Below are 13,555 nucleotides of genomic sequence, written 5' to 3'. Positions count from 1 at the left end.
AGCCGGAATACTTATTCCCGTAATCGCCTGAGTTGATGTCATTTTTTTAGGAGGCTAGTGATCGATGCGGCGACGCGACAAGAGGTTCGAGGTTGCGGTGATGTTGGCTTGGCTCGGCTCGGGGGCCGCCTTGGCGCAGCAGCCGACCGGACAGGAGGTACAGGCACCGGCTCCGGTCGCTCAACCGACGGTCGAGTGGGCGATTGCGCCCGAAGGGAGGACTCTGCCCGGCGGGATCGTGCTCGAGGAGGGCATGGTGTTGCCTCCGGGGACTGTGCTGCCCGGCGGGGCGATTTTGCCGGGGGCGCCTGCTGTCGCGGAGCCAAGCACGGCGCCGGTTCCTCCGGTTGTCTCCATCCCGACTCCCGAGGCGGTCTCGGCGCCGGAGCCGCTGACTGCGCCGCCGCCCGCACCCGCTATGGAGCGACGGCTTCCCGGCCAGTCGACCCTCGGGGTTCCGCACGTCAGCGGAGGGATCGGTGCCTCCGAGCGCGAGGCGATGGAGCAGGTGAAGTCTCAGTACAACCTGCGGCTCTTGTTCGCCGTTGCCGGGTCCGGGGCCTATCTGTCCAACATCCGCGTGCAGATACAGGATGCAGCCGGACCGACACTGCTCAGCACCGTGACCGTCGGCCCCTGGCTCTACGCCAATCTCGCCCCCGGCGACTATGTCCTGACGGTCGAGCATGCCGGACAGGCACAGACCCGCAATGTTACGCTCCCGACGACCGGGGCCGTGGCCGAATCCTTTTACTGGCCCGCACCATGACACTCTCCATCCAAGATCTCTACGACCGGCTGCAACTCGTACTCGCGGCCCCCGACGACGCGGAGATCCGCGGCGTCAATACGCTTGACCAAGCCGGCTCGCAGGATCTGTGTTTCGCCGAAGAGGCGAGCCAAGCAGATGCCGTGGCGAGCAGCGCGGCTGCGCTCGTTCTGGTCGGCGAAAGCTTTCCGGATGTCCTCGGCAAGCGGCTGCTGCGCGTTGCCGAGCCGCGCAATCTCTTCTTCGAGATTGCGGATTGGTTCGCTCCGGTTGCGGCGAGCCAGGGCATTCATCCGAGTGCATCGGTACATCCTACAGCACAGCTCGGGGAGGATGTGGAGGTCGGTGCCGGCGTGGTGATCGATGTGGATGCCCGAATCGGCTCGGGCTCGCGCATCGGCCCAGGGTCTTACCTCGGCGTCGGGGTGCAGATCGGCAACGACTGTCTGATCGGGTCCAACGTCAGCATCCTACGCGACTCGACTTTGGGTCATCGCTGCATCCTGCATCCGGGTGCACGCATCGGCGGCGACGGGTTCGGCTTCCGCTGGGACGGGACGGCGCACCGCAAGATTCCGCAGCTCGGACGGGTGGTGATCGAGGACGATGTGGAGATCGGCTGCAACAGCTGTGTCGACCGGGCCACGCTGGGCATGACGCGAATCGGTCGGGGCACCAAGATCGACAATCTGGTCCAGGTCGCCCACAACGTCGATATCGGTCCGCACAGCATTCTGGTCAGCCAATCCGGCATTGCGGGCAGCTCGAAGCTCGGGCAAGGCGTTGTGGTGGCCGGGCAGGTTGCGATTTCCGATCACGTGACGGTCGGCGACGGCGCACGCATCGGAGGGCAAACCGGCGTCGTCAAGGATATTCCCGCCGGGGTCGCCGTCTTCGGGACACCCGCGCGTCCGGTCAAACAAGCCCTTCGCGAAAGCGCAGCACTGATTCGACTTCCCGCGTTGCTCAAACAGGTCGAGCGCCAGCAGCAGACGATCGACCGCCTGGAACGCCGTCTGGCAGACTTGGGCGGCGCCTCCTCGAGCACGCCATCCCGGCCCGGCTCATCCGCGAGCACCCTTTCCACTGCAACCCTGTCAGGTTCCGGCGGCGATTGATATCAATGGTTTGTATGTGACAGCTCAATGACGGTCGAATCGCTTTTCCGGGCGATATTTGCTATAAACCTTGCGGTTTTATCACCAAAACGACCGATGAACTGAGGAGATCCAATGTCCTTCAACGCGTTGATCCCGCTGCTGCTCGGCATGTTCGGGCTATGGGCGGCCTACTATATTTTCAAGTTGGTTTTGGCCTATCCCGAAGGGGAAGACAAGGTTAAAGCGATCGCCGACGAGATCCATCTCGGCGCCATGGTGTTCATGAAGCGCGAGATGATGCTGTTGGGCATCTTCTGCGTCGTCGTGCTCGTGCTGCTGACGTGGTTCTTGGGATGGAAGACCGGACTGGCCTTCGTCATCGGTGCGACCGCGTCCGCAAGCGCCGGTTTTCTCGGGATGTTTTCGGCAACCAAGGCCAACGTCCGCACCACTACCGCTGCACATACGCTGGGCGCACCCGCTGCCTTGACGGTCGCCTTCTACGGCGGCTCGGTCATGGGTCTCTTGGTCGCCTCGCTGGGTCTGCTGGGTCTGGGTTTCCTCTATTTCTTCTTCGGTGGTAATCCCGAGGCATCGCACGCCATCCACGGCTTCGGCGTCGGTGCCTCGTCGGTCGCCCTCTTTTATCGTGTCGGCGGCGGTATCTTCACCAAGAGTGCCGACGTCGGCGCGGACCTGGTCGGCAAGATCGAGGCCGGCATTCCCGAAGACGATCCACGCAACCCGGGCGTCATCGCGGACAACGTCGGCGACAACGTCGGCGACGTCGCCGGTATGGGCTCGGACATCTTCGAGTCCTATTGCGGCGCGCAGATCGCCACCATCGCGATCGCCGCGACCATGTCGGCCACGACTCTGGCCGTGTTGGGCGCGCAGTCCTCGCTGATGTTCCTGCCGCTGGCGCTGGCCTCGGCCGGTCTGCTCTGCTCGCTGGCGGGTATCTTTCTCGTCAAGTCCGTCTCGGCCAACAAGCCGGCCACGGCGCTGCGCACGGGCACCATCGGGGCCACGCTGCTCTTTATCGCCGTCTCCTTCCTGGTCGTCTGGATGATCGATGTCTCCAACTACATCTGGTGGTCGGTTCTCGCCGGTGCGGTCGGCGGCATCATCATCGGTCTGGTGACCGAGTACTACACCTCTGCCGCGCCGGTGCGCCGCATCGCCAAGTCGGGCGAGACGGGTCCGGCGACCGTCATGATCTCGGGCTTGGCCGTCGGCATGCAGTCGGTCGTCATCCCGGTGCTGACCATTGCCCTGATCATCTATGTCTCGAGCCACATGGCCGGTCTCTACGGCGTGGGTATCGCGGCGGTCGGCATGTTGGCCACGGTGGGCATCACCATGGCCATCGACGCCTACGGTCCGGTCGCGGACAACGCCGGCGGGATCGCCGAGATGGGCGGTTTGGGTGCGGAGACCCGCAAGATCACCGACTCGCTCGACGAGCTGGGCAACACCACGGCGGCCATCGGCAAGGGCTTCGCGATCGGTGCCGCGGCACTGGCGGCCTTGACCATCATCGCGGCCTACATCGAGACGCTGCATGTGATGATCCCGGACTTCGCCTTGAGCCTGGGTGATCCGGACGTCTTGATGGGCATGCTGATCGGCGGTGCGATTCCCTTCCTGATCGCGGCCATCACCATGACCGCGGTCGGCGACGCCGCCTTCGAGATGATCAACGAGATCCGTCGGCAGTTCCACGAGATCCCGGGCCTTCTCGAAGGCACGGCCAAGCCGGATACCGCCCGCTGCATCGACATCGCCACCACGGCGGCGATCAAGCGAATGATCCTGCCCGGCGTTATCGCCGTCAGCGCGCCCGCAGTCGTCGGCTTCGGCATCGGTCCGGAGGCCTTGGGCGGCATGCTCGGCGGCGCCCTGCTCGCCGGCGTGCTGCTCGCGCTGATGATGGCCAACGCGGGCGGCGCCTGGGACAACGCCAAGAAGTTTGTCGAAAAGGGCAACCTCGGCGGCAAGGGCTCGACCGTGCACTCGGCCACCGTCGTGGGCGACACCGTCGGCGATCCCTTCAAGGACACCTCCGGCCCCTCGATGAACATCCTCATCAACGTCATGGCCATCGTCAGTTTGACGATTGCACCGCTGTTGGGCTGATCGCATCCGGTACGGTGTTTGAAAAGGGGCCGTGAGGCCCCTTTTTCGTGTGCGCCGGTTGCGTTCGCGGTTGCTTGTGTTCTTGTTCATGCTCGTGCGAATAAATTCGCACCTACGGATGCGTGTCCGTGTCGTGTAATATCTTGGCCAACGATCAAGCGTAGGTGCGAATTTATTCGCATCGGGTCAAACGCACCGTGCCTTACTATGCCAACAGTACGCCAGAACGATCTCCAGGGGCAGGCGCCCCAATCGCCTGAAACGCGATTTTCAATCAAGTAAAGAGTGCGCGCATGAAAATGTTTCAAAAAACCAGCATTTTGATCCTGACCGTGGTGGGATTGACAACTGGAGCCTCTGTGGCCCCTGCCGCGATTGTCTATGATGACTTTGGCGGAACGCCAAAGAGCTACACCTTTGGGACGACGGCTGTTACTTTCGGCGAGCTGTTGACCCTGGATCTTCCCGGCGAAGCAAATGTGATACTGGCGCAGACCTTTTCGTCACCTCGGAATTTCTTTCAAATTTACTCCTCTACCATGAGCGGCGCAGTCTTTCAGCGAACTGTGGTTGGTTCATTGTTTTATACTTATGCGTTGGCAGTTAGGGAAACTTGGGACGAAGGAGTATCTGACACAGGCGTAGTGGTAGGTGGCTTCGGAGGAAATATCACCTCATTAGCTACGGGTAGCAGTGGAAACGCAATATATCTTCGCACAGATCCAACCTACATCCCTTTTCGGTTTGTGGATACAAGCGACAACGGTACGAAATATGGCTACATAGAGACCTTCACCAATCTGACCGGCACTGGAATCGATGCTGAAGTGACCTGGACGGTTAATGGATATGCATACGAAACAGAGGCTGGCAAACAGATCGCGATGGGCGCGCGCGAGGTTTCTGAGCCGGCCCCGATCCCCGTCCTCTCCGCCCCCGGCCTGCTGACACTGCTGGCGGGCCTGCTCGGTCTCGGCGGCTTCTACGCGCGTCGGCGGCGCTGAGCCATGCGCCGGCTCAGGTGCCGGTGACTACCGTAACTCCGACCTCTCACTTGATCAGGACGCCGTTTTTTCGGCGTCCGATTTTGGGCGCCTGACTTAGCTGGAGATAAGGTTCGATGAGATCTCCCTATGGCCTAGTGAGCTTTAAGTCGGCTCCCTGCCGACGAGGGTCTGGTTCCTGTCCCACAGCGAACGCAACGTGTGGAGGCGCGACCGTCCGCTACTGGCCGGTTACTGCCGTTGGGACCGGCTGAACCGACCCAAGACCGCCTGGACCGCAGGCACTCGCAACAGCGGTGGGCGAATCCGGTAGGGTCAGCGCAGATTACTCTGAGAAATTCCCGTGGAATAAAGTAAGCGACAACAGCGATCGCAACGGAGGGCAATCTAGGATTCCTTGAGGGTGAAAACTTGTTGCAAACGAGTCAAATTTTTACGGGACGCAAACAGAGCCCTGTCGCCAGATGGCAAGATATTGCTCGGAAGCTGGCTGGGCCGTGCTGCGGGCGGCACGTGCCTGAGAAGGCAATTGCAGTTAGCTTACCGACGCATCGCATCGCAACATAAATAGGTCACGTGTATAGCCGCGTTGGGTCTTACGCGTTTACTCCCAGAGCGTTCGTTGGCTGAACGGAGCCTGTGCCGAGAGTTTAGCCTATGAGCCCGCTACCCATGGCTCGTCGGTCTGAGGCGAAGCCTCGCAATCAATTAATCGATGAAGTGAAGAAAGGGAGGGTCAGCGAGTCAGCCCGCACAAAGCTCCCCCTGGGGTCCCCAAGTTTGAACTCTAAGCGCGTTATGATTGCAAGCCATTGTTTTGATGGTGCCCAGGGGCGGAATCGAACCACCGACACGAGGATTTTCAGTCCTCTGCTCTACCAACTGAGCTACCTGGGCGTTTTGAACTTCACCCCCGTTGCGGGTGGCGAAGCCGCATATTAAAGCCGCAAGAAGCCAAGTCGTCAAGACTTACGATCGAGCGATCAAGCTAAGTTCGGCCCCAAGGTCGAGCCCGTCGCGTCGCGCGGGGCTCCCGCACGTTCCGCGTCTCGCGCGCCTGTGCTATGTTGCGCGGCTTGTCAATCAAGCTGGATCGGTCATGTCATTGGATGCTTCCGACATCGAGAAGATCGCCCACCTGGCGCGGCTCGAGATCGCACCCGAGTCGATCGAGCGCTACGCCGCGGATCTCTCCAACATCCTCGACCTGGTTGCGCAGATGGACGCGGTCGACACCACCGGCGTGGAGCCGATGGCCCACCCGCTGCACATGAGCCAACGTCTGCGTCCGGATCGGGTGTCGGAGCACGACCGACGCGAGCTGTTCCAGGCGATCGCCCCCTTGACCGAGGACGGGCTGTATCTGGTTCCCAAGGTCATCGACTGACGGCGAGTACTCATGCAGAACAAATCGATCGCCCAAATGGCCGCGGAGCTGAGGCTGCGCACATACTCGAGCGTAGAGCTCACCCGTCACTATCTGGAGCGCATCGCGCGCCTGGATCGGCGCCTGAACAGCTTCATCAGCGTCGCGAGCGAATCCGCCCTAGCGGCGGCGGAGCGTGCCGATCGCGCCATCGCCTCGGGCGATGCCGGGCCGCTCGCCGGCATCCCGATCGCGCACAAGGACATCTTCTGCACGGCGGGGATCAAGACCAGTTGTGGCTCGCGGATGCTGGACAACTTCGTCGCCCCTTACGATGCGACGGTCGTCGAGCGCCTCGCCGCGGCCGGGGCGGTGGTCTTGGGCAAGACGAACATGGACGAGTTCGCCATGGGCTCGTCGAACGAGACGAGCTATTACGGGCCTGTCCACAACCCCTGGGACGCGGATCGCGTGCCGGGCGGCTCCTCGGGCGGATCGGCCGCGGCGGTCGCCGCACGGCTCTGCGCGGCGGCCACCGGGACGGATACGGGCGGATCGATCCGCCAGCCTGCGGCGCTTTGCGGTATCACCGGCATCAAGCCGACCTACGGGCGTTGCTCGCGCTGGGGCATGATCGCCTTCGCCTCGTCGCTGGATCAGGCCGGCGTGCTGGCCCGCTCGGCGGCGGATGCGGCCTGTCTGCTCGACGAGATGGCCGGGTTTGACCCGCGCGACTCCACCAGCGCCGATGTCGACGTGCCCGACTACGTCGATGCGCTCGACGACGACATCGCGGGCCTGCGCATCGGTTTGCCGAAGGAGTATTTCGGCGAGGGGCTCGATCCGCGCGTGGCGGCCTCCGTGCAGGACGCGATCAAGGAGTACGAGCGACTCGGTGCCAAGGTGAAGGAGATCAGCCTGCCGAACAGTCCGCTCTCGGTGCCGGTCTACTATGTCGTTGCACCGGCCGAGTGCTCGTCCAACCTGGCGCGTTTCGACGGAGTGCGTTACGGCCACCGATGCGAGAATCCGAAGGATCTCGAAGACCTGTATAAGCGCAGTCGCGCCGAGGGCTTCGGTGCCGAGGTGCAGCGACGCGTCATGATCGGCACCTATGTGCTCTCTGCGGGCTATTACGACGCCTACTATTTGAAGGCGCAGAAGATTCGACATCTCATTGCCGACGACTTCACGCGCGCCTTCGAGGATGTCGACGTCATCATGGGTCCGACCGCGCCGACGACCGCGTTTGAGCTCGGGGCCAAGATGGACGACCCGGTGGCCATGTATCTCAACGACATCTATACCATCGCGACTAACCTCGCGGGTCTGCCCGGGATGTCGATCCCGGTCGAGCCGGTCGACGGGCTGCCGGTCGGTTTGCAGATCATCGGCAACTATTTTCAGGAGGCCCGCCTGCTGAATGTCGCGCATCGCTTTCAGCATGTGACGCATTGGCATCAGGGCGCGCCTTCCGGGTTCGAGTGATCGGCGAGCTCGTCGCTTGGCGCGCCCTGAAAGTCTTGAGAAAGTGAGCGACAGAGACGGCAGGTTTGCCGAACGTACGATCGCGACATAGGTTATAGAGCATGCAATGGGAAACCGTGATCGGGCTCGAGATCCATACTCAGCTCGCGACCCAATCCAAGATCTTCTCGGGTGCATCGACGGCCTTCGGTGCGCCGCCCAACACGCAGGCTTGCGCCATCGACCTGGGTCTGCCCGGCGTGCTGCCGGTGCTCAATGCCGAGGCGGTGCGTCTGGCCGTGCGTTTCGGCAAGGCGATCGGTGCCGAGGTGGCGCCGCGCTCGGTGTTCGCGCGCAAGAATTACTTCTATCCGGATCTTCCGAAGGGTTACCAGATCAGCCAGTACGAGCTGCCGATCGTCGGGGAGGGACGCGTGGAGATCGTCCTCGGCGACGCGGCGGTCAAGTCGATTGGAGTGACCCGTGCGCATCTCGAAGAAGACGCCGGCAAGTCGCTGCACGAGGAGAACCTCGCGGGCGGCGGCTACACGGGCATCGATCTGAATCGGGCCGGCACGCCGCTGCTCGAGATCGTCTCCGAGCCGGACATGCGCACGCCGCAGGAGGCGGTGGCCTACGCGCGCAAGATCCATCAGCTGGTGCGCTGGATCGGCATCAGCGACGGCAACATGCAGGAAGGCTCCTTCCGTGTCGACGCCAACGTCTCGGTGCGTCCGCTCGGCCAGACGCGCTTCGGCACCCGCACCGAGATCAAGAACCTGAACTCCTTCCGCTTCATCGAGCGGGCCATCCAGTTCGAGGTCGAGCGTCAGATCGACGTGATCGAAGGCGGCGGAACCGTGGTGCAGGAGACCCGGCTCTATGATCCGGAGCGCGACGAGACCCGACCCATGCGCTCGAAGGAAGAGGCCAACGATTACCGCTACTTCCCGGATCCGGACCTGCTCCCGGTCGAGATCGATGTCGCCTTCATCGTGGATGCGGTCGCGGATCTTCCCGAGCTGCCGGACAGCATGCGCGAGCGCTTCCACACCCAATACGGACTCGGCGAGTACGACGCCAGTCTGCTGACCGCCGGACGCGAGCTTGCGCAGTATTTCGAGGCGGTGGTGCAGGCCACCGCCGAGCCCAAGCTGGCCGCCAACTGGGTCAACGGCGAGCTGGCCGCGGCGCTGAATCGCTCCGAGATCGAGATCGCGCGCAGCCCGGTCTCCGCGGCCATGCTCGCCGGCCTCATCCATCGTATCCAGGACGGGACCGTCTCGGGCAAGCTCGCCAAACAGGTCTTCGAGGCGATGTGGAGCGGCGAGGGCGACGCCGACAGCGTCATTCAGGCGCGAGGGCTGCGACAGATCACCGACAGCGGCGAGCTCGAGGCGCTGATCGCGGCGATCGTCGCCGCCAACCCCGGCCAAGTCGAGCAATATCGCGCCGGTAAGGACAAAGTCTTCGGCTTCTTCGTCGGTCAGGTGATGAAGGAAAGCAAGGGCAAGGCCAATCCGCAGCAGGTCAACGAGATCCTGATGCGCGTGCTCGCAAGCGACTGATCCCGAGTCCCCGGCGACGGGGTCGGTCAGTCGCGCGTTTCAGGTTCGATGGAGCGATGTCCCTGTCATGGACCCCTTCCTCACTCGAATCGACCCGATTGATCTCGCGATCATCGGCTTCTATCTTCTGATCGTCTTTGCGATCGGTGCCTATCTCGCGCGCCGTACCCATGATGCGGACGATCTCTTCCTGGCGGGGCGGCGGCTCGGCTGGCTGCCGGTCGGGCTGTCGCTGTTCGCCTCCAATATCTCCTCCACGACCCTGATCGGGCTCATGGGCGCGGCCTACACGTGGGGGATTGCGGTCGCCAACTACGAGTGGATGGCCGCACCACTTCTGGTCGTCTTCGCCATCGTCCTGATTCCGCTTTATCTGCGCGCCCGCATCGGCACCGTGCCCGAGTATCTGGAGCGGCGTTTCGACGGGCGCGCGCGGCGCTATTTTTCGGCCTTGACCCTGGTCTCGAACATCCTGGTCGATACGGCCGGCACGCTCTTCGCCGGTGCGATCGTCCTCAACGCCTTTGTTCCGGGTCTCGATCTGTTCACGGCCGCGTTGATCCTGGCCGCCGTCGCGGGGATCTACACCGCCGCCGGCGGGCTTGCCGCGGTGGTCTATACGGACGTTCTCCAAGCCGTAATCCTGCTGGTGGGGGCCTCGCTGGTCACCTACTTCAGTTTCCAGGCGATCGATTTCGACTGGGGCCGGATGGTCGAGGCCACGGACCCGCAGCAGCTGAGTCTCTTTCTCCCGATGAGCGACCCGAACCTGCCTTGGCTCGGGGTCGTGGTGGGTGTGCCCGTGCTGGGTTTTTACTTCTGGTGTACCAATCAGTTTGTCGTCCAGCGTGTGCTGGGTGCTCGGGACATCGAGAATGCCCGCTGGGGGGCGCTCTTGGCGGGATTGCTGAAGCTCTCGGTGATCTTCATCATGGTCATCCCCGGCGTCATTGCGATTCAGATCATTCCGGGCCTCGAGCAGGCGGATCAGGTCTTCCCGTCGCTCATCGCGGAGCTGCTTCCGGTCGGGCTGCGCGGGATCGTGCTGGCGGCCTTGGTCGCAGCCCTGATGTCGAGCGTCGACTCGACGCTCAACTCGGCCGCGACGCTCCTCACGCTCGACTTCATTAAACCGCTGCGCCCGAACCTGACCTCGCGCCAGACGGCCTGGATCGGGCGCATCGCGATCCTTTTCTTCATGTTGATCTCGGCCGCTGTTGCGCCCTGGATCGGCGGTTTCGAGGGGCTCTTCCACTACCTGCAGACCGCGCTGTCCTATCTGGTTCCACCGGTCGCGGCGCTCTTTCTGCTGGGCGCGCTTTGGGCGCGGCCGGGTCCGAGGGCGGCGCTTGCGACCTTGCTGGGCGGTCACGCCGTTTCCGCCATGCTCTTCGCCCTGACTGTCGGGGGGGTGCTGGATCTGCACTTCACCTTGGTTGCGGGGATCCTCTTTGCCTTGAGCGCGTCGATCTTCGTCGTCGTCGGTCTGCTTGAGCCGCATCCCTCGGCTGCCCGTGCAATCGCGCGCGGCGAGATGGTGTGGCGTCCGGCGCTGGCGCGCCCGACGCGCTCGGGCGCCTGGTGGTCGGACTATCGTGTTCAGTCCGCGCTCCTGCTGGCGCTGACCGCGGCCTTGGCGATCGGTTTCGGGTAGAGCAGCATATGTCCCGAGACTCGACGTCGCTGCGGACCTCTCGGCCGCTTGCCCTTGCGGCCGCCTGGATGGGGGTCGCCCTGACCTCCTTCGCACTACTCGCCGTCTCCGCGCGCGAGCTGCTGGACACCATGGAGCCGGTGCAGTTTCTTTTTCTGCGGACCGCACTCGGTCTGCCGCTTTTGGTGCCGCTGGCGCTGTGGTTGGCCCCTGGCTTTTATCGCACCGAACGGTTGCCCCTTCACCTGCTGCGCAACCTCTTTCACTACGGCGGGCAGGTTTTCTGGATCACCGCCATCGGGATCTTGCCGCTCGCGTTCGTCTTCGCGCTCGAGTTCACCACACCCGTGTGGGCGGCCGTGCTGGCGCTGATCTTTCTCGGCGAGCGGTTGAATCGAGGACGAGTCGTTGCGCTTGTCTTGGGAGTGGCGGGCGTCCTATTGATTACGCGGCCCGGCTTGCAACCGCTCGATCTCGGGGTGCTGATCGGGCTGGCGGCCGCGGTCGGATTCGCCGTGAGCTTGACGGCGACCAAGGGGCTCACGCGCTATGACGGTGTCTTCACCATCCTCTTCTGGATGCTGGCGATGCAGCTCCTGATCGGTCTCGTCCCGGCGCTGCTGTTGTGGCGGCCGGTCGACTGGGTAGATGGTCCCTGGCTGCTCGTCGCCGCGGTCACCGGGATCAGCGCCCATCTCGGCATCGCCAAGGCGTTCCAGCATGCCGACGCGACGGTCGTCCTGCCGATGGATTTCCTGCGCCTGCCGCTCATCGCGCTGGTCGGGGCGATCTTCTATGGGGAGGGACTCGATCCCTGGGTCATCGCCGGCGCGGCGCTGATCTTTGTCGGGAACGAGTACAGCTTGCGGCGCGAGCGGAGAGGCTCGGCATAATCGATGCCGGCTTCTCATTAACCCGACCCCGTCGCTGCTCGGCTCGGTGGGGTGATGACGCGTCTCCGCGGTCCCGCGAAGGCGTCGGCTTCGATCCGCCTACGAGGGAGCGATCGGACCGACGGTGGACGGGTGGCCGGTTTCGCGCGGGAGGTCGCGTTCGCCTTGTCTCGGGGGCTCGTAGGTCTCGACAAGATAGAGTGGTCGAGCTTTGGTCTCGTTGAACATTCGACCGAGATACTCGCCCAAGACGCCGATGGCGGCGAGCTGAACCCCGCCGAGAAAGAGGACCGCAACCATCAGGGACGGATAGCCGGCGACGGGATCACCGAAACGCAGCGTCTTGTAGATGATCCAGCTTGCGTAGAGGAACGCCGTCATGGCCGTGACCAGCCCGACATAGCTGGCGACCTTGAGCGGAGCCGTGCTGAAGGAGGTAATGCCCTCGATCGCGAACCCCCACAGCTTGTGGTAATTCCACTTGGTCGTCCCGGCGCTGCGGCGGTCGCGGTGGTAGGTCACGGCGGTTTGACGATAGCCGATCCAGGCGAACAAGCCCTTCATGAAACGATGCTGCTCGCGCAGTCGGCACAGAGCATCGACCGCGCGGCGACTGAGCAAGCGGAAATCCCCCGTGTCCTTTGGGATCTCGATCGGGCTCATACCCCCGATGACGCGGTAGAAATAGCGTGCGCTGAGCTTCTTCAGAGCACTCTCGCCGTCGCGCGACAGACGCGTCGCGTACACCACGTCGTAGCCTTGGCTCCAGCGCGCCATCAGCGCGGGGATCAGCTCGGGCGGATCCTGAAGATCGGCGTCGATGATGACGGTGGCCTCGCTCCGGCTATGATCCAGTCCGGCCGTCATCGCGATCTCCTTGCCGAAGTTCCGGCTGAGATTCAGGATGGCCACCCGCGGATCGGTGGCACGCAGGCGATAGAGGATATCCAAGGTTGCGTCGCGGCTGCCGTCGTTGACGTAGATCACCTCGGCGGTGACGCCTAGCCCGTCGATTACGGCAGTAAGGCGCCGGTGGAGCTCAGCGAGAACCTCGGCTTCGTTGTAGACCGGAACGATGACGCACAGCGTCCGCGGCTCGTTGATAGGGGCCGCGCCGTTCGGGGCGGACAAACTGTAGAGCGAATCGGGAAACTCGAGGCTCATGGCACATCGCTCTCGCGAAAGGTCCACAGGCTATTCAAGACGAAATTGAGTAGAAATACGGTTGCGGTGGCGACCACCTGGACGAGGAGATAATTGAACCCGAGGATGTCGACGCCCGCGTGGACCATCAGCGTGTTCAACAGCCCTGTGGTGACCGCGACGAGTGCGAATTTAGGCCCGGCGTCGTGATGCGCCTTCGTGCTGTTGAAGGTGTATCGGTGATTGAGAAGGTAGTTGACCAGGGCGCCGAGACCGAATCCGAGCGTTGTCGCCGCGACCGGGTCGACGGTCCAGATCTCGACGAGGATGATAAGAGTCGCGTAGTGTACAAGGGTGCCGACAGCTCCGACCAATCCGAAGGCCGCTAGCCTCCGAGATACTGTCGCGAAAGAAGTGGGCATCAATTCTCTCCGGAGGGTGAATTCGTGGAC

General features: G+C 63.1%; 11 protein-coding genes and 1 tRNA gene. 9 read left to right on the top strand and 3 right to left on the bottom strand.

Annotation, left to right across the window (positions count from 1 at the left end; translation table 11 throughout):
• Positions 1 to 64 precede the first annotated feature (64 nt).
• From BLV04_RS09030 to BLV04_RS24365, 4 genes are all read left to right on the top strand, one after another.
• Positions 65 to 769 (top strand): carboxypeptidase-like regulatory domain-containing protein, encoded by a 705-nt coding sequence (locus BLV04_RS09030; RefSeq protein WP_093030269.1) that lies wholly within the window; start codon positions 65 to 67, stop codon positions 767 to 769.
• The gene (gene lpxD / locus BLV04_RS09025) at positions 766 to 1,887 is read left to right on the top strand and encodes a UDP-3-O-(3-hydroxymyristoyl)glucosamine N-acyltransferase (protein ID WP_093030266.1); all 1,122 of its coding nucleotides are present in this window, start codon (positions 766 to 768) and stop codon (positions 1,885 to 1,887) included. Before BLV04_RS09030 ends, lpxD begins: the two co-directional genes overlap by 4 nt.
• A gap of 114 nt (positions 1,888 to 2,001) precedes the next feature.
• The gene (locus BLV04_RS09020; protein ID WP_093030263.1) at positions 2,002 to 4,008 is read left to right on the top strand and encodes a sodium-translocating pyrophosphatase; all 2,007 of its coding nucleotides are present in this window, start codon (positions 2,002 to 2,004) and stop codon (positions 4,006 to 4,008) included.
• Positions 4,009 to 4,301: 293 nt separating this feature from the next.
• Positions 4,302 to 5,012, top strand: a complete 711-nt coding sequence (locus BLV04_RS24365) for a hypothetical protein (RefSeq protein WP_139191891.1) — start codon at positions 4,302 to 4,304, stop codon at positions 5,010 to 5,012.
• An 821-nt stretch (positions 5,013 to 5,833) separates the two neighbouring features.
• On the opposite strand, the gene BLV04_RS09015 is transcribed toward BLV04_RS24365, so the two are convergent.
• Positions 5,834 to 5,909: transfer RNA gene (locus BLV04_RS09015), tRNA-Phe, on the bottom strand.
• Positions 5,910 to 6,111: 202 nt separating this feature from the next.
• On the opposite strand from BLV04_RS09015, the gene gatC reads away from it, so the two are divergent.
• From gatC to BLV04_RS08990, 5 genes are all read left to right on the top strand, one after another.
• Entirely contained in the window at positions 6,112 to 6,399 is a 288-nt protein-coding gene (gene gatC, locus BLV04_RS09010; RefSeq protein WP_093030260.1) for an Asp-tRNA(Asn)/Glu-tRNA(Gln) amidotransferase subunit GatC, read from the top strand.
• Between the two features lie 12 nt (positions 6,400 to 6,411).
• Positions 6,412 to 7,866 (top strand): Asp-tRNA(Asn)/Glu-tRNA(Gln) amidotransferase subunit GatA, encoded by a 1,455-nt coding sequence (gatA, locus tag BLV04_RS09005; RefSeq protein ID WP_093030257.1) that lies wholly within the window; start codon positions 6,412 to 6,414, stop codon positions 7,864 to 7,866.
• Positions 7,867 to 7,967: 101 nt separating this feature from the next.
• A complete protein-coding gene (gene gatB / locus BLV04_RS09000) occupies positions 7,968 to 9,413 on the top strand; it encodes an Asp-tRNA(Asn)/Glu-tRNA(Gln) amidotransferase subunit GatB (RefSeq protein ID WP_093030254.1) in 1,446 nt (481 codons plus the stop codon).
• A gap of 67 nt (positions 9,414 to 9,480) precedes the next feature.
• Entirely contained in the window at positions 9,481 to 11,067 is a 1,587-nt protein-coding gene (locus tag BLV04_RS08995; protein ID WP_093030251.1) for a sodium:solute symporter family transporter, read from the top strand.
• Between the two features lie 8 nt (positions 11,068 to 11,075).
• Positions 11,076 to 11,960: a DMT family transporter gene (locus tag BLV04_RS08990; protein WP_093030248.1), complete on the top strand. Its 885-nt coding sequence runs from the start codon at positions 11,076 to 11,078 to the stop codon at positions 11,958 to 11,960.
• 99 nt (positions 11,961 to 12,059) lie between these two features.
• Here the strand turns inward: BLV04_RS08990 and BLV04_RS08985 are convergent, their stop codons facing one another.
• Positions 12,060 to 13,124: a glycosyltransferase family 2 protein gene (locus tag BLV04_RS08985; RefSeq protein ID WP_093030245.1), complete on the bottom strand. Its 1,065-nt coding sequence runs from the start codon at positions 13,122 to 13,124 to the stop codon at positions 12,060 to 12,062.
• Positions 13,121 to 13,525 (bottom strand): GtrA family protein, encoded by a 405-nt coding sequence (locus BLV04_RS08980; RefSeq protein WP_093030242.1) that lies wholly within the window; start codon positions 13,523 to 13,525, stop codon positions 13,121 to 13,123. Before BLV04_RS08980 ends, BLV04_RS08985 begins: the two co-directional genes overlap by 4 nt.
• Positions 13,526 to 13,555: the final 30 nt, after the last annotated feature.

Origin of the sequence: Thiocapsa roseopersicina (genome assembly GCF_900106925.1) — a bacterium.
Lineage (GTDB): Bacteria > Pseudomonadota > Gammaproteobacteria > Chromatiales > Chromatiaceae > Thiocapsa > Thiocapsa roseopersicina.
Note: the sequence above shows the minus strand (reverse complement) of the source record. Positions and strands in the feature narration are given on the sequence as shown.